The 20,164-nt window shown below is 59.6% G+C and carries 23 protein-coding genes and 1 other RNA gene; 7 read left to right on the top strand and 17 right to left on the bottom strand.

All coding sequences use genetic code 11. The features are described from left to right. Positions 1-12: 12 nt before the first annotated feature. The 11 genes from ACR0J2_RS05555 to ACR0J2_RS05505 all read right to left on the bottom strand — a co-directional run bounded on the left by ACR0J2_RS05555 (position 13) and on the right by ACR0J2_RS05505 (position 11,167). Entirely contained in the window at positions 13-1,599 is a 1,587-nt protein-coding gene (locus tag ACR0J2_RS05555; RefSeq protein ID WP_170609826.1) for an ABC transporter substrate-binding protein, read from the bottom strand. Between the two features lie 356 nt (positions 1,600-1,955). Continuing rightward, positions 1,956-3,059 carry a glycerate kinase type-2 family protein gene (locus tag ACR0J2_RS05550; RefSeq protein WP_480811911.1) on the bottom strand — a complete coding sequence of 368 codons (1,104 nt, stop codon included), beginning with the start codon at positions 3,057-3,059 and terminating at the stop codon, positions 1,956-1,958. Continuing rightward, a complete protein-coding gene (gene dtd, locus ACR0J2_RS05545) occupies positions 3,059-3,496 on the bottom strand; it encodes a D-aminoacyl-tRNA deacylase (RefSeq protein WP_480811910.1) in 438 nt (145 codons plus the stop codon). Before dtd ends, ACR0J2_RS05550 begins: the two co-directional genes overlap by 1 nt. Positions 3,497-3,535: 39 nt before the next feature. Next, complete coding sequence (locus ACR0J2_RS05540) at positions 3,536-4,204, bottom strand: nitroreductase (protein ID WP_480811909.1); 669 nt, start codon at positions 4,202-4,204, stop codon at positions 3,536-3,538. Positions 4,205-4,286: 82 nt separating this feature from the next. Beyond that, positions 4,287-5,411 carry a TFIIB-type zinc finger domain-containing protein gene (locus tag ACR0J2_RS05535; protein ID WP_480811908.1) on the bottom strand — a complete coding sequence of 375 codons (1,125 nt, stop codon included), beginning with the start codon at positions 5,409-5,411 and terminating at the stop codon, positions 4,287-4,289. 35 nt (positions 5,412-5,446) lie between these two features. Continuing rightward, positions 5,447-5,893: a hypothetical protein gene (locus ACR0J2_RS05530; protein WP_480811907.1), complete on the bottom strand. Its 447-nt coding sequence runs from the start codon at positions 5,891-5,893 to the stop codon at positions 5,447-5,449. A 4-nt stretch (positions 5,894-5,897) separates the two neighbouring features. Further along, entirely contained in the window at positions 5,898-7,046 is a 1,149-nt protein-coding gene (locus ACR0J2_RS05525) for an SPFH domain-containing protein (protein ID WP_480811906.1), read from the bottom strand. Between the two features lie 22 nt (positions 7,047-7,068). After that, a complete protein-coding gene (locus ACR0J2_RS05520; RefSeq protein WP_170682037.1) occupies positions 7,069-8,064 on the bottom strand; it encodes a DUF2927 domain-containing protein in 996 nt (331 codons plus the stop codon). Then, entirely contained in the window at positions 8,039-9,229 is a 1,191-nt protein-coding gene (locus ACR0J2_RS05515) for a toxic anion resistance protein (RefSeq protein ID WP_480811905.1), read from the bottom strand. Before ACR0J2_RS05515 ends, ACR0J2_RS05520 begins: the two co-directional genes overlap by 26 nt. 30 nt (positions 9,230-9,259) lie before the next feature. Then, on the bottom strand, positions 9,260-10,174 hold the full coding sequence (locus ACR0J2_RS05510; protein ID WP_480811904.1) for a 5-bromo-4-chloroindolyl phosphate hydrolysis family protein: 915 nt from the start codon (positions 10,172-10,174) through the stop codon (positions 9,260-9,262). Between the two features lie 177 nt (positions 10,175-10,351). After that, positions 10,352-11,167, bottom strand: coding sequence for a pseudouridine synthase (locus ACR0J2_RS05505; RefSeq protein WP_480525629.1), 816 nt, complete (start codon positions 11,165-11,167; stop codon positions 10,352-10,354). Between the two features lie 62 nt (positions 11,168-11,229). Here ACR0J2_RS05505 and ACR0J2_RS05500 point away from each other — a divergent pair, with 62 nt between their 5' ends. Then, a complete protein-coding gene (locus ACR0J2_RS05500) occupies positions 11,230-11,688 on the top strand; it encodes a nucleoside deaminase (protein WP_480811903.1) in 459 nt (152 codons plus the stop codon). A 27-nt stretch (positions 11,689-11,715) separates the two neighbouring features. Here ACR0J2_RS05500 and ACR0J2_RS05495 read toward each other — a convergent pair whose 3' ends face one another. Further along, on the bottom strand, positions 11,716-12,687 hold the full coding sequence (locus ACR0J2_RS05495) for an adenylate/guanylate cyclase domain-containing protein (protein WP_480811902.1): 972 nt from the start codon (positions 12,685-12,687) through the stop codon (positions 11,716-11,718). A 7-nt stretch (positions 12,688-12,694) separates the two neighbouring features. After that, the gene (locus ACR0J2_RS05490; RefSeq protein WP_480811901.1) at positions 12,695-13,387 is read right to left on the bottom strand and encodes a metal-dependent hydrolase; all 693 of its coding nucleotides are present in this window, start codon (positions 13,385-13,387) and stop codon (positions 12,695-12,697) included. A gap of 57 nt (positions 13,388-13,444) precedes the next feature. Here ACR0J2_RS05490 and ACR0J2_RS05485 point away from each other — a divergent pair, with 57 nt between their 5' ends. Next, positions 13,445-14,098 carry a ceramidase domain-containing protein gene (locus ACR0J2_RS05485; RefSeq protein WP_480811900.1) on the top strand — a complete coding sequence of 218 codons (654 nt, stop codon included), beginning with the start codon at positions 13,445-13,447 and terminating at the stop codon, positions 14,096-14,098. Here the strand turns inward: ACR0J2_RS05485 and ACR0J2_RS05480 are convergent. Continuing rightward, positions 14,089-14,661, bottom strand: a complete 573-nt coding sequence (locus ACR0J2_RS05480; RefSeq protein ID WP_480811899.1) for a DUF4202 domain-containing protein — start codon at positions 14,659-14,661, stop codon at positions 14,089-14,091. The genes ACR0J2_RS05485 and ACR0J2_RS05480 overlap by 10 nt on opposite strands. Positions 14,662-14,812: 151 nt before the next feature. After that, a complete protein-coding gene (locus ACR0J2_RS05475) occupies positions 14,813-14,971 on the bottom strand; it encodes a hypothetical protein (RefSeq protein WP_480811898.1) in 159 nt (52 codons plus the stop codon). 233 nt (positions 14,972-15,204) lie between these two features. Between ACR0J2_RS05475 and gatC the strand changes: the two genes are divergently transcribed. The 5 genes from gatC to rnpB all read left to right on the top strand — a co-directional run bounded on the left by gatC (position 15,205) and on the right by rnpB (position 18,906). Continuing rightward, complete coding sequence (gatC, locus tag ACR0J2_RS05470; RefSeq protein ID WP_170325838.1) at positions 15,205-15,492, top strand: Asp-tRNA(Asn)/Glu-tRNA(Gln) amidotransferase subunit GatC; 288 nt, start codon at positions 15,205-15,207, stop codon at positions 15,490-15,492. 3 nt (positions 15,493-15,495) lie between these two features. After that, the gene (gene gatA, locus ACR0J2_RS05465; RefSeq protein WP_480811897.1) at positions 15,496-16,983 is read left to right on the top strand and encodes an Asp-tRNA(Asn)/Glu-tRNA(Gln) amidotransferase subunit GatA; all 1,488 of its coding nucleotides are present in this window, start codon (positions 15,496-15,498) and stop codon (positions 16,981-16,983) included. 38 nt (positions 16,984-17,021) lie between these two features. Beyond that, a complete protein-coding gene (locus ACR0J2_RS05460) occupies positions 17,022-17,723 on the top strand; it encodes a hypothetical protein (protein WP_170816665.1) in 702 nt (233 codons plus the stop codon). Further along, positions 17,674-18,375, top strand: coding sequence for an N-acetylmuramoyl-L-alanine amidase (locus ACR0J2_RS05455; RefSeq protein WP_480811896.1), 702 nt, complete (start codon positions 17,674-17,676; stop codon positions 18,373-18,375). Before ACR0J2_RS05460 ends, ACR0J2_RS05455 begins: the two co-directional genes overlap by 50 nt. Positions 18,376-18,514: 139 nt before the next feature. Further along, positions 18,515-18,906, top strand: an RNA gene (gene rnpB / locus ACR0J2_RS05450) — RNase P RNA component class A. Positions 18,907-18,912: 6 nt separating this feature from the next. Here rnpB and ACR0J2_RS05445 read toward each other — a convergent pair. Together ACR0J2_RS05445 and ACR0J2_RS05440 are read right to left on the bottom strand one after the other, a co-directional pair. Then, entirely contained in the window at positions 18,913-19,245 is a 333-nt protein-coding gene (locus ACR0J2_RS05445) for a GYD domain-containing protein (protein ID WP_170609866.1), read from the bottom strand. 65 nt (positions 19,246-19,310) lie between these two features. After that, a complete protein-coding gene (locus ACR0J2_RS05440) occupies positions 19,311-20,153 on the bottom strand; it encodes a DUF2182 domain-containing protein (protein WP_480811895.1) in 843 nt (280 codons plus the stop codon). Positions 20,154-20,164 lie beyond the last annotated feature (11 nt).

Below are 20,164 nucleotides of genomic sequence, written 5' to 3'. Positions count from 1 at the left end.
CCGTAGCCCGTATCAGACGAACCACATTTTGCGGGACATGTTGCCGTTCATCATCTCCTGAGTCGGGTCAGATTCCCAGCCGTCCAGCTGGTTGCTCACGCCTTCGACAAAGTCGTTGAACATCGGACAGATCAGGCCGCCTTCGTTGCGGACCATTTGACCCATCTGGCTATAGATGCCCTTGCGCTTCTCGGCGTCCAGTTCCGCGCGCGCCGCGAACAGCAGATCGTCGAACGCCTGAACCTTGAACCGCGTGTCGTTCCAGTCGGCGCTGGACAGATATGCGGTCGAGTACATCTGATCCTGAACCGGACGGCCACCCCAGTACGACGCACAGAACGGCTGAACGTTCCAAACCTCGGACCAGTATCCATCGTTGGGTTCACGCTTGATTTCCAGCGGAATACCCGCCTGCGAAGCGGTTTGCTGGAACAGTGCAGCGGCGTCCACAGCACCCGGAAAGGCACCGTCGGCGACACGCAGAACGATCGGCGAGCCGTCATGGCCGGACTTCTTGTAGTGCTCAGCAGCTTTTTCAACACTGAACTCACGCTGTTCGATGGTCTCATCAAACAGGGGGTAGGCTGCGTTGATCGGCATGTCATTTCCGATCGAGCCATATCCGCGCAGCACTTTGTCCACCAGTTCCTCGCGGTTGATGGCGTATTTCAGCGCGGTGCGCAGTTCGTTGTTGTCAAACGGCGCCGTGTCGCAATGCATGATGAAGACATAATGTCCGCGACCAGCAGTCGAGTGCACCGTCAGGTTCGGTGCGCGGCCCAGCAGGTCGGCAACTTTGGGTTCAACACGGTTGACCGCATGGACCTGGCCGGATTGCAGCGCAGCCGTCCGTGCGGTTGCATCGTTGATAACAACGACTTCGACGCTGTCAAAGTTGCCGAAATCGCTGTTCCAGTGGTTTTCATTTTTGGTGAACAGGTGACGGACACCCGGTTCGTCCACTTCCAGCTTGTAAGGGCCGGTACCGATACCCGCACCAGGGTTGTCCATGCCGCCATCCGGCTGAATGATCAGATGGTAGTCGGCCATCAGATAGGGCAGGTCCGCATTCGGCTCGCTCAACGTGACCTGGAAGTTGTCGCCATCGGCCTTCATCGACTCGATGCCCTTCATGATGCCCAGAGCACCCGACTTCGAATCTTCGTTCGAATGACGCTGCATGGTCTTCAGCACGTCTTCGCTGGTCATTGTCTTGCCGTTGTGGAATTCGACACCCTGACGCAGCTTGAAAGTCCAGACCTTGGCATCTGCGCTGCCTTCAACGCTTTCGGCCAGACGCGGTTCGATCGTGCCGTCCGGCGCGACTTCGACCAGCTGGTCTCCGAATTGCTTGCCGTTCTGGAACGGAACCGAACTTGCATAGGTTGCCGGGTCAAGCGAGTTCGTGGATTCGCCGCCCTGCAGGCCGAACTTAAGATCACCGCCCTTTTTCGGGCCTGCCGCACGCGCGGCATCTGCAAACATGGTGCTGGCCATTGCCGCAGTTACACCCAATGCCGCTGCTTTCCCCATGAATTCGCGACGGGTCAGCTTGCCGGCTGTAACCTGTTTGGTCATGTGAGTGAGTTGTTCGTTCATTCAAGAATCTCCCGGTTGGTAGAGTTGCAGGCCCTTTCTGGGCTTTTTATTGACGCACGAGTCAAAGTTCGCGCATTTTAGAGCAGGCGACAAGAACTAAAATTTCAAGAAATGCCGTCCCAGCCTAAAAATGTTGTGTCTCGACGGTCGCTCATCCAGAGGGAACGCGACCAGATTACTTGTCCTTCAATACTATATCGCGATCCAGGCGTATCTCATCAGTGAAACTTTCTTCACGAAAGGTTTGATAACTGTCGATGTGCGGGCGCAAAATACGTCAGTTTTTCTGGTTTTGCGGACCGACCTCTGTCCGAAACGACCAACATCGCGCGACTTCGGGACCAGATCATTCCCGTTCACGCGCGCACCACGACAAGCAGGTCCATAACGTTCGTTCCGGTTGGACCGGTGATCAGCAATGCGCCTGCTTTGTCCAGAAAGCTCCCGCTGTCGGCCCGTTGCAATGCCTGCTCTGCGCCCTCGCCCCATGTTGATCCGTCGATGATCGCACCCGCAGCCAGTGTGGGACCATCGGTTCCATCGGTCCCGCCGACCACCAGTGTCAGCCCCTCGGTCCCGGCGATTTCCCGTGCCAGAGCCAGCGCGAGCGCCTGATTCCGCCCCCCGCGGCCGGGGTTTTGCGGCAGTACAACCGTTGGTTCACCACCAAAAATCATGGCCCCCGTCGACATGGACCGCAACCGCGGCCCCAGCGTCCGGGCAATTTCCAGATAATCGTCGTGCAGACACTCCTCGTTGGCCAGCACCGTGTATCCGGCGTCCGCCGCCAATTCGGCCGCTGCGCCCCGCGCATGTGCATTCGACGCCACGATCCGGGCCGTGGCCTGGTAGGCGTGATCATCGGGCAGTGCGCCGATGCCCGAACCGATGACGTTGATGTCATCACCGGGCACATCGGATATGGCCAGAACGGTCACGCGCGCGCCCGAAAAACCAGTCAACAGACCGCCGCCCTTGATCCGCGACAGCTTGCGCCGTTCGGCGTTCATGGCGGCAATATCCAGCCCCTCGGACAACAGTCTTTTGTTCAACTGTTCCAGATCGGACAGAGTTTTGCCCGGCACCAGATCCTCGGCCAGCGACGAGGCGCCGCCGGACACCAGCAACAGAAGATGTGATCCGTCCGCCATGTTCTCGACGGCTTCACGCAGGGCTTTGCCGCCCGCAAGACTGCGGTGGTCTGGAACAGGGTGCGAGGCCTCGATCACCTCAACATGCGGAGGCAGGTCGCGGCCGTGATCGTCCTTGGTTACGACAAGTGTCGGCAATGCACCAAAATGCTCCAGCGCCGCCCGCGCCATGGCCGCTGCCGGTTTGCCCACGGCAAGGATGCGATCGGGCGTCGGGATATCGCTCAACGCCTGTCTAACAGACGTGTATCCATCCACCGCCGAAACGCCGGCCTGCCAGATCCGCTGTGCTTTTTCCGCTTGGGACATCAGTTTTCCACCCAGATTGTGACCGGTCCATCGTTGACCAGTTCGACGGCCATTGTCGCGCCGAATTCTCCTGTTTCGACGGCAACACCCTGAGCCGCCAGTTTGTCTGCAAACGTTTCATAAAGCTGTTTGCCCTGTTCCGGAGGCGCAGCCTCAGAAAATCCTGGTCGGGTGCCGCGAGACGTATCGGCGGCCAGTGTGAACTGACTGACCACGAGGGCCGATCCGCGGATATCCAGCAGCGACCGGTTCATCTTTCCGGCGTCGTCCTGAAAGATACGCATTTTGGCAATCTTCTGCGCCAGCTTGTCCGCCTGCTGTTCGTCGTCACCCCGCATAGCACAGACAAGGATCAGCAGACCGGTGCCGGACTGACCGATCACTGTTCCGCCGACCGATACGGATGCGCGCGTCACGCGTTGCAGAAGGGCCCGCATGTCTTCTCTCCTAGTCCATTTTTTTCAGGAACACCGGCGTCAGCCCCGCCAGTCCACGATTTCATCCACGCCTGCGCGGTTGGTTCGAAAACCGTTCGCAGGGTGGTCCCTGTCCGGGTACCCGAAAGAAATCGCACACAGGATCAGGCGATCATCCGGGATCTGAAAAAACCGGTGCAGAAACGGGCTGTAAGCGGCCAGTGCCGCCTGGGGAATGGTGGCCACGCCCAGAGCCTGCGCCGCCAGCGTAAACGCCGTGACAAAACCACCGCAATCCATCACACCGTAAGGGCCTAGCTCGGCCGGGCTGGAAATAATAGCGCAATGTGGCGCACCGAAAAGGGCAAAATTCTCGCTCATTTGCCGCGCCGACGCCGCGCGGTCGCCGCGCTCGATCCCGACCGATTCGTACAATGCCCATCCACAGGCACGGCGGCGTTCCTGATAGGTTCCTGAATATGAGCTGGGAAAGGGCAGATCCGGGGCAGGGGTGCCGGTCGCGGCTTCATGCATCATGGCCTGCCGGAACCGCTCGGTTTCCGCGCCGCTGGTGATAACAACCTGCCAGGGCTGTGCATTACACCAACTTGGCACCCGGGACGCGCTGGTCAGGATTTTCCGGATATCACCCCGCGGTACCGGATCTGACAAAAAGGCGCGGCAGGAGTGTCGATCCTCCAGCAAGCCGTTCAATGCCGATAGCGTCACCCGATCTCTCCTTCGCCCCAACGCCGCGCAGGATGGCTGCGGGTTGGGCGAAGATCAAGGGTCCGGACGACGGATTGTAAGTCTATTGCTGGCCCGTCGCCGCCAGGTAGCCAACCCCGGCCGCGACCAGAAGTCCAAGCACCACCGCGATCGTGATCTTGATGGCCGACCAGGGCCGTTCCCCCTGAACCCGGCCGGTCCGCCCGTTCACTACGAATCGATAGGTCTGACCGCGGTATTTGTAGGCCGCCATCCAGACCGGCAGCAGGATATGTTTGAAGGTAACATCCCGCACATCGGTTTCGACCGCATGCACGCGCTGACGGTCGCCCCCGATGTCAAAGCGTACATCCCGTTCTATGACGCGCGCCATATGCGCCCGCGCCTCGGCATACCCGTCCTTCAACTCGACCGTGTAGGCTTCGGCCCGAAAGCCTGCCAGGTACTCGGGCTGATAAGGCTCCAGCGCTGGCAGGTCCCAGGGCTCCAGTGCATCGGTGTAACGTTTCGGCAATGAGCGAGAGGCGAGCACAAGAACATCATCAAAAAACCGCGCCACGCGGCCCGATTTGGGCGACCAGCGCACCTTTGCGACCTGTTGCTGAACCCGCTTCCCATCGCGCATGACCGTTATGGTTTCATAGTAGATCACACCCCGCTCACCGCGATATCGGGATTTGGTATCGGCATCGAACGTCCAGTAGGGCACGTAGATACCCTGCATCTTCCGCCCCTTGCGGGCGTATTCTTTCAGGCCATTCGGGGCGAACCACAGTCGGCCGAGCCAATCACCCATGGCCTTGTGGGCCGAACGTTCATCCAGCGCAAACGGCAATACCCCTTTGGGTTTGATGTGACGGTTCACGCCCGAATCCGTGACTACTGGCGTGGCGCAGAACGGGCATTCCGCCGCGTGCGTGGCGGGGTCGAATTCGACCTGTGCGGCACAGTTCGGGCAGGACAGAACTCGGGTTTCCTCAATCTCGCTGTCTGGCAGTCGATCTGCAACTGCCGCGTCAAAATCCAGCTCACGCAGGCTTGCACCACCCCACGGACCCGCACCAATCGACACCGAGTGCCCACAGTGATCGCAGGTCAACGTGCCGTCGCCGGGATTGAACCGGTAATCAGCGCCACACTGGTTGCATGGAAAGCGGTGTTCGTCTGTTTGTGTAACAGTGAGTTGCTCAGGATCGGTCATTGCCATTTCACCAGGGTTTACTGCCTCTTACAGGCGCGTGTTCAGTTGCTTTCCAAATGGTCATAGAAATCAGATGCCGGAACGACCTGCGATTGGTAGCTGCGTCTGGCGCCATTGCCGAACTCGACCTGAATCAGAATTGTGCCTTCGGGATTGTCGAATAGGTCAAGGCACGCGCCTGACCACTGATCAGCCGCAGCCAGACATATCCGGTTGCCTGACATCTCCGACACATAGGTGGACGTGCGAAGATCGGATAGCGCCCCAAATGACCGGTATTCAGCCCGGCCATTCTGGAATATCCGGAAACCGTCGCCTTTGGCATCGAACAAATCGACGGCAGCCCCCGGATGAGCCTTGAAAAAATTCTGCCGCGTGGCGTCCACCGCGAGCGCAGGAAGAGAGGGCGTGGCCGGTTCCCGGCCCGGTCCCGCACATCCGCTCAGCAAAGCGACGGCGATGAAGACTGGGGCAACAGACCTGCCCATCGGGTCACGCACCCGGCGGCGGCGGCGGGAGAATGGTGAAAAGTTGCGCCAGTTCCTGCACATCACCAGCCTTTTTCCAGCCGTCCTGTCCGGCCGTCCAGACATGCGTGTCGCGGGTGATTTCGCCATCCGTGGCCATGCGGCCCATTTTGGCTTTGGAAAACGGTCCACTGACCTGTCCGTCCACCGCGATGTGCCAGACATGTTCTACGGGCGGCGGGGGCGGCGGTGCCACACGCGCCGTCGGTTGCGGAGCAGCGGGGGCGGACGCACCCCAAGGGCCGCTCGGCTGACCCGCTGCCATGTTCGACATCTGCTGCGCCATCGCCATGCCCATTCCCATGCCAAGACCCGCGCCCATACCGTCTCCCTGACCGGGGTTGCTGGCGGCGGCCGTCATTGCTTCGGCTGCGGAATACTGGGTGAACTTGCCAAGATCTCCCGCCAGCCCCATCGATGTCCGCTTGTCCAGCGCAGCCTCGACCGCGGGCGGAAGCGAGATGTTTTCGATATAGAACTCAGGCATTTCCAGCCCGTAGCCATCCAGCACCGGCGACACCTCTGCCGCGATCAGCTTGCCCAGATCGGCTGTATTGGCCGCCATGTCCAGAACCGGAATGCCCGACCCGGCGATCACCCGGCTGAACTCCTGCACGATGATGTTGCGGATCTGAAAACTGATCTCGTCCATGGTGAATTCGCCATCAGTGCCGACGATTTCGACCAGGAATTTAGCGGGGTCCTTCACGCGGATCGTGTAGGTTCCATAGGCCCTGATGCGGGTCGGACCGAACTCGGGATCGCGCAACATGATCGGGTTCTTGGTGCCCCATTTCAGGTCATTGAACCGGGTCGTGTTGACGAAATAGATCTCGGATTTGAACGGAGACTGAAAGCCGTGGTCCCAATGCTGTAGCGTCGTCAGGATCGGCATGTTGTTAGTCTCAAGCATGTAAAGGCCCGGCGTGAACACATCCGCCAGTTGCCCCTCGTGCACAAACACCGCCGCCTGTCCCTCGCGCACCGTCAGCTTGGCGCCATACTTGATCTCGTGTCCTTCGCGTTCGAACCGCCAGACCATCGTATCCCGGGTGTCATCCACCCAATGAATGACGTCAATGAATTCGCCGGTCAGAAAATCTAAAATTCCCATCTGGGTTCTCCTGTCCTTGAGGTCAGAGCGACTGACCCATCAACTCGCGTGAAATGATACGCACCACGGGCCTGGCATCTTCAACAGACACGCCAGGCTGCAGACGTGGATCGTAAAGAATAGTCAGCAATTTCTCGTCATGGCTGGTCAGAAGCGCAAACTCGTCATCGTCGTTGAAAATCGACGGTCGCGCTGTGGGGCTGTCGTTGGACAGACCCAGGCCTTGGGCGATTTCCTCGTGAATGCAGCTGCGCCGCACCAGATCAGGCAATTCGGAACGGATCAGCGTGACAGCACGTACGTATTTATACGGTGACGTTCTTGTGGCCGAGGCCAGCACGAAACAGTCGAAGCTGGCGCGGGGATTGGCGATCAGATCCAGCGAGGCCTGACTGATATTCGGTATCAGCTGTTTCACGCGGGCGACGACGTAGGCGCTGTCGTCCTTGCCGGCAAAGAAGACGTGAAAATTGGCCTTGCGACTGACGACCGACACAGGGTGCCCCGTCAGTTTCGCCAGACGTTCGGTGTAGCCTTGGACAAGTTCCGAATCCCGCTTGCGTGTTTCGGGCAGAACTGACGGCCCGAACTCGGTCTGGATGCGTACGGGCCCCGACCAGCGACTGAGCTGCCCATCGGTCTGTCCTGAACCAATCGCCACGGCGTGATCAGGGTATTCACTGTAAAACGCGATGGCTTCGAAATTGCGAGCCAGATCGTCGGCATCATAGGGCGTATCCGGGCCGCCACCGTCCACACGAAGCAATCCGCGTGTCAGCAGATCGCGCTCGACCCGCTGATAGAAACGCGCCAGATCCTGACTGGCCGCAGACGGGGGAACATAGGCATTGGGCTGCGGCGCCGGTTCAGCCGGGCGAGCCTCGGGAACAAGTGAGGTCGTCAGCGCTTCGTCGCAATTGGCCAGAGCCAACAGCGAAACCAGTCCCAGCAGGACCTTGAGACATTTCAACGGACGCACGCCCCGACCCGCCTCAGCCCGATACAGCGGTTCCGGCATTGTCGCCAATGCCATCCTTTCGGGCTTTGGCCGCCGCCAGAGTGTCACGCAGTTCAGCCTCCATCTTTTTCAGCTCTTCTTCGGCGGCAGCGCGTTTGGCTTTGCCCTCATCGGCGATGGCAAGGCTTTCGTTGATCGTGCCGATCAGGTCTGCATTGGCCTTTTTGACGGCCTCAATGTCAAAGACACCGCGTTCCATTTCCTCGCGGATCATCTTGTTGGACTGGCGCAGATTGGCCGCGTTCGAGGTCAGCAATTCGTTGGTCAGGTCGTTGGCTTCGCGCACGGCCGAGGCAGCCTCGGCGCTGCGCTGGATCGTGACGGCCTGCGCAAGCTGCGTCTCCCACAGCGGGACTGTGTTGACCAAGGTCGAGTTGATCTTGGTCACCAGCGACTTGTCATTTTCCTGAACCAGACGGATCGACGGCAGCGATTGCATTGTCACCTGCCGGGTCAGCTTCAGGTCGTGAACGCGGCGTTCCAGATCATCGCGCGCGGCGCGCAGATCGCGCAGCTCCTGCGCTTCCATTACCTGTTCGCCCTCAGCGGCGGCCTGAACCTCGGCCTCTTTTTCCGGGATGTCGTGGCTGTCCAGTTCGGTCAGCTTTTCCTCACCCGCCGCGATGTAAAGCGCCAGTTCGTCATAAAAGCCCAGTGTCTTTTCGTATAGCAAATCCAGCGACTTGATGTCCTTGAGCAGGGTGTGTTCATGCCCCAGAAGATCGTCGGTGATCTTGTCGATCTGGCCTTGCACATCTTCGAACTGCGCTGTGAATTTGGTAAAGGGCGCGGCCTTGCCCAGCAATTTCTCCCACCAGCTACGTTCGCGGCGTACGTCCAGTTCACTGACCGAGAACCCGCGGATCGTGGTTACGATATCGCGCAGGCTGTCGCCAGCGGGACCAACATCCTTGTTGCGTACGTCCGCAAGCATGGCCTGGCTGATCTCTTGCAACTCGGCCTGTGCCGACGAACCAAAGGACACGATCGAATTGGTATTGCCCATGTCGATCTCTTCCATCCGTTTGCGAATTTCGGCGCCGACAGGTTCATCGGCCTCTTCCAGCGGAACAATATCGGCCTTGGGCTCGGGCAGGGCCACGGCAGTCACTTCCTGCACAATCGTTTCAGCTTCAACGGCCTTTTTCTTGATCTCATCGGACATGGGGATATTCCTCGCTCAAATAATGGCCGGTCAGTCCAACCGGACGCCTTCGCGCTGCAGCCTTTCGCGCAGCACTTCAATTTCAACCGTCAGATCACTTCGGTCATCCAATAGCATCTTGCGGGTGCGCGCGGCGAAATTCTGTTCAAGATCATCCAGCAACGATGAATAATCTGACAAGGCCTGCGCATCGCGGGTGCGCGCATAGACATCTGCAAACTTGATCGTCGCATCGCGGGCACCTTGCAGATAAACCGTCAGGTATTTGCGGGCACCGGCCAAATCGCGCGGGTCTTCCTCGACTGTGCGGAAAAGATCGCGGGCGGTGTCCTGAAAGCGTTCAACCCGAGCTTCGACAGTACGGTCCCCGGCACGTTTGATTGCGTCGGTCATCTCGGACAGGTGGGCTTCGGCGTCTTCCACCACACGTGCGACGCGATCCTGTTGAAAGGTGTCTATACCTTCCATGCCCTTGTCTTTCATCGGATCAAGGCCAAACGAGACCGAGTGCAGAACCGCCGCCGCCGCGCCAAACAGAACAGGCGCTAGCAGACTGACCTGCGACACCGCCTCGGCATCCAGATACTCGGTCCGGTACGAAGCAAGCGCCACACCCACCCCGGTCAGAATGCTAGCGAAAATCTTGCGTGGAAAGGCGGGGCGGCGGGCTGTGCGACGGGCGTTGTAGGCCCCTTCGGCGCGCAGGCCTTCGCGCAGCAGAAACGCAGCCGCCGTCAGCAAACCGGCAGCCACAAGACCCATGGTCATGCCGATGGCACCGTCGTTCAGAGACAGGAACACCAGGGGGATTGCCGGAATGAAAAGAACATTCGCCCGCGCGCCCGCAGGTTCGACCCGCGCACTGTCAAATTGTCCGCGCTTGGGCTGATCCGAAGGTGTCGTATCACCCTGGGGGCTGTATTTTCCGCCGTACTTTTTGGCCATGCGCCTATAGCCCTCCCAGCAGGCCGGTGCATACTCCAAACAACAGCACCAGCAGTGCCGCGTAGGCCAGTTTTTGCACTCCGCTTCCGGACATGGCACCCCCAAGGACTTCCGCGTTCACAGAAAATTTAGTGTATGCGCTGGCTTGGCGCTAGGGGGAAGGTTGTCCGACAGGCGTCACTTGCGAGTTTTCTTGCCGACCGGGGGACGTTTTCGTTGTGGGCGCGTGGTCCGTTTAGCGGTGCCATCGGGTTTTTCGCCGCCTTCCAGCCCCAGCTGATCCCGCATCACGCGGCGGCGCACTTCTTCGACCTCGCCGGGCTTCAGGTCGCCCAACTGGAATGGTCCATACGAGACCCGGAGCAGGCGGTTCACCGCATACCCGATATCCTCGATTGCACGGCGAATCTCGCGGTTCTTGCCTTCGCGCAGGCCGATCGTCAGCCAGGCGTTCGCCCCTTGTTGGCGGTCCAGGGAAACGGTCATCGGCTGAAACCGTTCCCCGTCGATCACCAGCCCCTTGCGCAGCGGCTCGAAGTCTTCATCTTTCGGCCGGCCGTTTACCCGGACGCGGTATTTGCGCAGCCAACCGGTCGAAGGCAGCTCCAGCTTGCGCTTGATGCCACCGTCATTGGTCAGCAGCAGCAACCCCTCGGAATTGAGGTCAAGCCGCCCGACGCTCATGACCCGGGGCATGTCCTCGGGCAGTTTGTCAAAAATCGTCGCGCGGCCCTTTTCGTCGCGTGTGGTTGTCACCAGCCCAGAAGGTTTGTGATACAGCCAAAGGCGCGAGGGTTCGGGTTCGGACACCGGCTTGCCATCGACCACAATTCTGTCTTTCGAGGTGACATTCAGCGCCGGGCTGTCGATCACCTTGCCATTCACGGCCACGCGACCTGCTTCGATCATGCGTTCAGCCTCGCGGCGCGAGGCGACGCCCGCGCGGGCAAGGACCTTGGCGATCCGGTCGCCGGGAGGAGGGGTGTTGCTCATGGACCCGGCCATAACCTATCCTGCCCGCTTGCGAAAGGCAGGTTTCTGATGCAGTCAGAGATATGGAATTCAGATCGCATATGAGCGCGGCGCTGGAACAGGCCAGATTGGCAGGCGAACGCGGAGAGGTACCGGTCGGTGCGGTTATCATCGCGCCCGACGGTCGGATTGTTGCGACCGCAGGCAACCGGACGCGCGAGTTGAATGATCCGACCGCCCATGCCGAGATTCTGGCCCTACGCGCTGCCTGCGCCGATACCGCGTCCGAGCGACTTCCGGATCATGACCTTTATGTCACGCTGGAGCCGTGCGCGATGTGCGCTGCCGCTTTGGCCGCCGCGCGCATCCGGCGTGTTTATTACGGGGCTGCCGATCCGAAATCGGGCGGTGTGGCACATGGCGCACGGGTCTTTACCCACCCGCAGACGCATCACAAGCCGGATGTTTATGATGGTATCGCAGCCAAAGAATGCGAAACCCTGCTGCTTGAGTTCTTTGCCGATAAGCGGGCAGGTAGGTGACTTTACCCTGACGTGGTTTGAAAGGGTCTAGGTCCAGTCCAAACGGTAGACTGTCTGGTGCCCGCCGAACCCTTTCAGCTGAACTGGTTTTGGGGCACTGAACTTCAATCCGGCGGTGTTGCCCACCAGCAGCCTTGTCACGTCAGTCACGTGAATTTCGTATGGCCCGCTGACATTCGTAACCCGCGCCGCCTTGTTGACGACGGACCCAAAGAAATCTTCGTCTTTGTGGATGACGTCGCCGGTATGAATCCCAATCCGAAGGCCAAGCGCGGTGTCGACGGTTGCCGACCTGTTTTCCCGTTGGAAATTGACGGCCGCCTGAACTGCGTCATGGACGGACGGAAAAATCGACATGGTGCCGTCGCCGAGCGATTTGACCAGACGCCCCTGATGCGCATGGATCACTTTCTCTGCCAGATCAAAGTGATGCGATATGACTTTGATCCACTCCTGATCGCCCAGTCGCCGTGTGATTTCGGATGATCCGGCAATGTCTGTGAACATGACCGAGGCGGTGCCCTCGCTCTGCTCCTGCTTGAACTCGCGCCGTGCCGCTTCGATCAGTGCATTCAGAGCCTCATGTTCGATCCCGATCTTTTCCATGTTAGAGGTCGGATTGGAGACATGCATTTGCACTATTTTCCAGACGCCGTTTTCCAGATGGAGAACAAAGGTAAATCGGTGCAACGCGGCTTTGCCGTTCGTGGCAAAGGTCAACGTCGCTTCACAGTGCGCCCAACCGGCGTTTCCGCACTCGAAGGCTTCCAGCGAATGTTCCTGCCAGGCATAGTCGGGAATTTCTTTCGTATGATCGGCGAAACCCTGTCGGAACACCTGCCCGGACCAGGATTCTTCATCCGCCGATCCCTGATAACGCAGGTGTTCCGAAGTTGAGAGCATGTTCTCCAAAACCGCGCGGTCCCTGTCTTGCACGGCCTTGTTCCATCGCCGCACAACCGCGATCAATTCCGGTGAAGGAGAAACCTCGCCGCTCACATCGGACCTATAGTTTAATCGCCTGCATCACTTCAGGCTCGATCACATCGACGCCGGGCAGGCCGTCTTTCAGATCCTGCGCAGATTGCTCAAGGATCGGGAAGGTTTTGTAGTGGCAGGGTATCACGGTCCGAAAATTGAAATAGCGCTTGGACGCATAAGCCGCGCCTTTCATGTCCATGGTGAAATGGCCGCCCGCGGACAGAATGCCGATATCCGGTTTGTAATAGTCGCCCATCCAGTCCATGTCGGCCATGATATCGGTGTCACCAGAGACATACAGCGTTTTGCCCTCGGTGACGATCATGAATCCGACCTCGGTGCCGCCGGTGCGCAGCCCCTCCGGCGTCGAAAAGGTTGAACTGTGCGACGCAGGTACCATCGAAACCTTGATGCCGTTCAGGTCGACCGTGCCGCCTTTGTTGAACCCGACCGTTTCGATGCCTTCAGTTTCGCCCCAAAAACCCATCAGATCGTATTGGCCGACAACCGGCACGCCCAGGCGTTTCGCCAAGGGAAGGATATCGACCACATGGTCGAAATGGGTATGTGTCAGCAGGATATGCGTGGCCCCTTCGATCGCCGCGTCATGCTGAGTTTCGGGCAGGACGGGGTTACCGCTCAGCCAGGGATCGATCAGCAAGACCTGACCGCTGGTTTCGATGCGGAAACTGCCGTGGCCCAACCAGATGATATTCATGAAAATCCTCCCATTCAGACTGTTGGCCTCAGCCTAGCATCGGCTATGTAAAAATCCATGGACTGGATGCAGGAAATCGATGGCTATTGCGAACGACTGTCGCCCGCCTATTGGGCTGAACCGGTCAATGCGCTGACCAATGCGGCCTTCCTGGTTGCTGCATGGGTAATGTGGCTCCGGGTGCGAGGGCAGGGTATGCCCTTGGCGATGGTGCTGGTCGCAGTGCTCGCCCTGATCGGAGTGGGCAGTTTTCTGTTTCACACTCATGCACAGCTTTGGGCGGCTATTGCCGATACAACGCCCATCCTGCTGTTCATTCTGGTCTACATCTATGCGGTTAACCGCGACATCTGGCGGATGTCTCCGGGATGGGCGCTGGTCGGCACCGCGCTTTTCATACCTTATGCGGCTGCGACAATCCCGCTGTTTCGGTTTGTGCCGGGTCTTGGCGGGTCCGCTGCCTACGCGCCGGTCCCGTTGCTGATCCTGATCTATGCTGCATTGTTGCGGTCAAAAAAACCTGTTCTGGCGCGCGGCATGACCGCCGGGGCAGTACTGCTGATCCTGTCCATCACGTTCCGCTCGCTTGATCCGGCCCTGTGTGCCCAGTTCCCGATGGGCACACACTTTATGTGGCATCTGTTGAACGCAACGATGCTGGGTTGGATGATCGAAGTCTACAGAAAGGCCCTGGCCGAAAATCAGGTCTGATCGGCGCGAAAAGCATCGGCCAGATGATCGGGCAGGTCGAATTCCCGCAACACCCGCGCGCGCCCTTCGCCAGACATCTTTCGGGCCGTTTTCTCGACGATGCTTTGAATCTTCTCGGCCGAGTGTTTTGCGGCAAAGGGCTGGAAGTACCATTTGAGAAAGACGAAACAGATCACGTCTTCCAGGGCCTGCACTTCGGCATCGCGTTTGATGCCTTGCTTGCGCAGCATCCGGCCCGCGGCATCGATCTGATCGGTGCCGTAGCCTTCCTTTTCCATCAGGCCCATGACGACTTCGGCATGGTGAACGCCCTGCGCCTTGCGCCAAGCCAGATAACCGGCCCGCCCTTCGGGGTATTCGCTGCGCGCCAGTTTCCAGCGTTCCACGTGCTGACCGCGTGCCGCAATCTGCAGCGCGTCAGAGGCGTCGGGGAACAGCCGCGCAAGCTCCTCGCTCATCCGCTTGCCATAGAGCAGGGCCTCCGGCTCTCCGCCATCCTGGTTGGGATCTTGTATGTTGACTGCGTCGATTGCGTCCAGGACGGCTTGTTTTTGTGCGCTCATGTATGGCTCCATAGTCTGGCAAGTCTGCACCTGCCGGATTTCCCGGCAGGTCCTTTCGCCCTATGGTAGCGGCTTGTCGCATGGTCCGCAGCATGCAATTGCAGCAACGCCGGATCAGTCGCGCCATATCTGATCCGGCGTTTTCTTCTATTTAGTTTCCGCGAATTGTGGTGTCCTTGGTGACCGGCTGGGTAACCGGTTCGGGGAAGGTCAGGGTGCGGGTCAACGGGTTGAAATCAAAGCCCGAAGCCATTGCTGGCGCAATGGCGGCAGTTGCGGACAAAACGAAGGCGGTGATGAAGGTTTTCATGATCTTTCTCCGGGTTTTGTGCTGTTGCACATGTCAGAAAGTGAACAGAGCAGTTCAGTTTTTCAAGACGCAAAGTGAACCGTGTAGTTCACTTTTTTGCATATGAGATATTCAGAATTGAATGGGGTGCTGCGGACCTGCCATGATCACCTTCGATCATCCGCCGAGTCTGTTGGTCTTGCGACCGGTGCGGCAGACGGGTAAATGCCCCCTAACGCATATGAGGTTTTCCGATGTCGATTGACCAAAGCACCGCCGCCAAGGTGGCCAAACTGGCCCGGATCAAGGTCGAGGACGACGCGCTGCCGGCGCTGGCGTCCGAGTTCAACACCATTCTTGGGTTCATCGAGCAACTCAACGAAGTGGATGTCGAAGGCGTCGAGCCGATGGTCTCGGTTGAGCCGATGCGCCTGAAACGTCGCGAGGATGTGGTTACGGACGGAAACCAGCAGGACAAGGTTCTGGCCAATGCCCCCGACGCCCGCGAAGGCTTTTTCGCAGTCCCCAAAGTGGTGGAGTAAGACATGAGCGATCTGAACAAACTGGGCCTGGCCGAAGCCCGAGACGCGCTGCGCAAGGGTGACGTGACCTCAGTCGAGTTGACCGAAGCCTGCCTGAAAGCAATCGATCAAGCAGATGCTTTGAATGCTTTTGTCCACAAGACGCCCGAGATTGCACTGGAACGCGCCAAGGCGGCTGATGAGCGGATCAAGGGCGGCGACGCATCGTCGATGTGTGGCTTGCCGATTGGCATCAAGGATCTGTTCTGCACCAAGGGTGTGCCCTCGCAGGCGGCCTCGAAGATTCTGGAAGGTTTCAAGCCGGAATACGAATCCACCGTTTCGCAGCAACTGGCCGATGCGGGCGCGGTTATGCTGGGCAAGCTGAACATGGACGAGTTCGCCATGGGCAGCAGTAACGAAACTTCTGTATATGGCAACGCGGTCAGCCCCTGGCGCCGCGGCAATGACGACGCGCAACTGACACCAGGCGGTTCATCCGGTGGGTCGGCTTCGGCCGTGTCTGCCGACCTTTGCCTAGCGGCAACCGGTACCGATACCGGCGGTTCGATCCGTCAGCCTGCCGCCTTCACCGGCATCACCGGCATCAAGCCGACCTATGGTCGTTGCTCGCGCTGGGGTATCGTCGCCTTTGCCTCTTCGTTGGATCAGGCTGGTCCGATGACCAAGAACGTGCGCGATGCTGCGATCATGCTCGAGGCGATGTGCGGTCACGATCCCAAGGACTCGACCAGTGCCGAACTGGCGGTGCCGAACTTTGAGGCGATGCTGACCGGCGACATCAAGGGCAAAAAAATCGGTATCCCCAAAGAATACCGCATGGATGGAATGCCTGCTGAGATTGAAAAGCTCTGGGCCGAAGGGGCCGAGATGCTGAAAGCAGCGGGTGCCGAGATTGTCGATATTTCGCTGCCGCATACTAAATACGCGTTGCCCGCGTATTACGTGATCGCACCGGCCGAGGCGTCCTCGAACCTTGCGCGTTATGACGGTGTGCGTTATGGCCGCCGCGCGCAACTGGCGCAGGGTGACGGCATCACCGAGATGTACGAAAAGACCCGCGCCGAGGGTTTCGGACATGAGGTGCAGCGCCGTGTCATGATTGGTACTTATGTGCTGTCAGCCGGTTTCTATGACGCCTACTACAACCGCGCTCGCCGCGTTCGGACCCTGATCAAGAAAGATTTCGAGGACGCGTTTGCCGCCGGAATCGATGCGATTCTGACACCTGCGACACCGTCGGCCTCCTTTGGTCTGGGCGAGATGACCGAAGCCGACCCTGTTCAAATGTATTTGAACGACGTGTTCACAGTGACGGTGAATCTGGCCGGTCTGCCCGGTATTTCGGTGCCTGCGGGTCTGGATTCACAAGGTCTGCCCCTTGGCCTGCAACTGATCGGACGTCCGTGGGACGAAGGCGATCTGCTCAACACCGCCTATGCGCTGGAAAACGCGGCCGGTTTCGTGGCCAAGCCGGGGAAATGGTGGTAAGCCTCTGGCAACCAGAGCAGCAGACACGGAGCAGTCACATGCGCTTTTTGCTTCTGATCCCCGCCATCGGCGTGGTGGCGGCTTGCACCGACGTGGCACCAGTGGCCAACACGGGATTCAACACGCCTGATTACCAGGCGCAACGCGAGGCTGAACTGGCCGGGCAGGGATTGGGCGGTAATCCGTTGCTTGGCCCGGTGGACGTGTCCGCACAACCGCTTGGCGCTCCGGGTGCGGTGACACCCGTGGCGACCGGGGCCAATGCGGACATCGCTTCTCAGACAGCCGCCGCCTTGGCCAGCACTTCTCCGCAGGGCGCATCCACTCCGATCCCGGTGTCCAATGCACAGGGAATTTCCGACGAACAGGATTTTGCGGCCGTATCCAACCGCCGCAGCATCGAATCCGACGCCGCCCTGATCGAACAGAACCGCCAGACATACGAGGTGGTCGCACCAACCGCCGTACCGCAGCGCGGGTCGGACGGACAGCCCAACATCGTTCAATATGCTCTGAACACGTCGAATCCCGTGGGGACCCAGCTTTACAGCCGCGCGGGGTTCAACCTGCAGGCCAAGGCGCAGCGCAACTGCGCGAAATATCCTTCCCCGGATCAGGCACAGATCGATTTTCTGTCAAATGGCGGCCCGCAGCGGGATCGTCAGGGGCTTGATCCGGACGGTGACGGCTATGCTTGCAACTGGGACCCAAGCCCGTTCCGCAGTGCCGTCAGCAACTGATCCCCTGACGCCGATCTGGCTCCGGTCCCCCAATTTCGGACCGCGCCGCGACGGGTTGAAGCCGTCTTTGGTTGTCCTCCACTACACAGCGATGGACAGCGCGCAGGCGGCCTTGGAACGTCTGTGCGATCCGCAGGCCGAAGTCTCCGCACATTACCTGATCGGAAATGATGGCACCCTCTGGCAATTGGTGCCCGAGGAAGACCGCGCATGGCATGCCGGGGCAGGGGAGTGGCTCGGTCAAAGCGATATCAACTCGCGCTCGATCGGGGTCGAGCTGGACAATACAGGCTTTCATCCCTTTTCGCACCTTCAGATGAATGTGCTGGAACACCTGTTACCCCAAATCATGACGCGCTGGTCGATCCCGCCGCAAGGCGTGATCGGGCATTCCGACATGGCACCGGGCCGCAAATCAGACCCCGGCCCCCGCTTTGACTGGCCTCGGCTTGAACGTCAGGGGCTTGCGGCGCGGCGAGGGCAGGGAAGATGCCCTCTGAACGCGTTGACACAAGAGTTCCGCACCAAGGCCCGCCTGGCGGGCTATACCGCTGACACGGATGACGAAACACTCCTCACCGCCGTTCGGCTCAGATACCGCCCCTGGGCCAAAGGTCCACTCACACCCGCTGACCTTGCGCCGATCAGCTGAGTCTCCCCAGAACAAGTCCGGGCTTCATCTGGCCAAAAATATCCCGGGGTTGAATTGGCCGCAGGCCAAGAAGGGGCTGGCCCCTTCGCACCCTGACCACTCTTGACGCCACCGCCCCCAAGGCATACCCAACGTCAGCGCGGAGGGCCGGATGGCCGCTGGGGTGCAAGCCCGAGAGGAAAGTCCGGACTCCACAAGGCAACGGTGCCGGGTAACGCCCGGGCGGGGCAACCCGACGGAAAGCGCCACAGAAAACAAACCGCCTTGCTTGCAGGGTAAGGATGAAACGGTGGGGTAAGAGCCCACCGCGCCGCTGGCAACAGCGGCGGCACGGCAAGCCCCACCGGGAGCAATGCCAAATAGGGTCCCAGCGCGGGCCGGTCGGCGCAAGCCGATACCGCCGCTAAGCGCGTCTTGGCCGAGAGGGACCGGGTTGGCAGCTTGAGCCGCGCAGCAATGTGCGGCCTAGAGGAATGGTCATCGAAGGGGGCAACCCCGGAACAAGATCCGGCTTACAGGCCCTCCGCGCGTATCCTCTTACCCTCCGGGCGGTGTGTAGGCACCGGTCAGGGCTGCCGCTTTTTCCGTGATGGCAACAAAATCCTCTGCCGTCCACGCGCGGACCGTCTCTATCTTGTCGACGGCGCCCGATGCGCCGACGGCCATTCCGACCGCAACTGCGTCGGTGCCGTCAGGTGCCTCACTGATCACAACCACATCGTTCGATCCGGTGGTCATATAGAATGCCAGCAGCTTGCCGCCCACCTTGTCAAGCAGGGCTTTGACCGGCGCGGTGCGGTCCGATGGCTTTTGCAGCATTCCTTTGATGCCGGATTGGGAATAGGTGGCGTACGTTATGAATAAAGGCATTTTCTCCTCCTGGGATCAATGTGACGGAACCCTGAATTCGGCCGGTTCCCTGGCCGTTTGAGCGCCTAGGTGCCGGAAGATATCGCGCTTGCCAGCACCCAGGCACCTGTTGCAATCAAACCGATGCCCGTCGCCGGGATCAGCCAACGGGCTCGGGGCAGAAGTTTTTCCAGCGCAACGTAAATTGCGATGGCGACAATCCAGTAGAGGTTCATGATGCCGCCGACGAACAGCAAGAGCATCAGGGCCCAGCAGCAGCCCAGACAAAATGTCCCGTGAATGACGCCCATGCTGAACGCACCCGATGCGCCGGGCCGATTGTGTTCGGCAAGAAACCGGGCGGGGCTTTGGCAATGTCGCAGACAAGCGGATTTGAGCGATGAAAGCTGATAGAGGCCCGCCGCAATCAGGACACAGCCTGCAAATGCCTTTGACCGGACGGTCATCATGGGGCCATCAGACAGGCCGACATGCTCAAGACCCCATTGCGCCAGTGTCGCAAGCAGGCTGAAGCCCCCCCAGGCGATTAGGTATCCTGCGAGGAACAGCAAGCTGAGGCGGGCCGCATTGGCCTTGTCAGCGCCGACACGTTTGAGGGCCAGAAACAACAGGACAACAGGGGCCGCGCTTGGGGTCATCATGGCGATCATCATGACCCACCACATCAAAAAGATGAGCAGCGCGTAGGGCAGGCTCCATGGCCGGTCGACCGGCATCTGCATGGGCTCGCCGATTGGCCGGGCCATCCTTGTCATTTCGACGGCAGACATGTTCATGCCGATCCCGGCAATCGTGTACCATGAGGCCCCGAGAACGATGACCAAGACACTGACCAGAACGATCAGCCTGTCCTGTCGCAGCAACCGCTCAGCGACCGCCACGGGCGGTGCGTCAGAGTTTTGTGTCATGCGACGCCCCT

Source organism: Ruegeria sp. CG4 (genome assembly GCF_056537185.1).
This window is presented reverse-complemented; position numbering and strand designations above follow the sequence as displayed.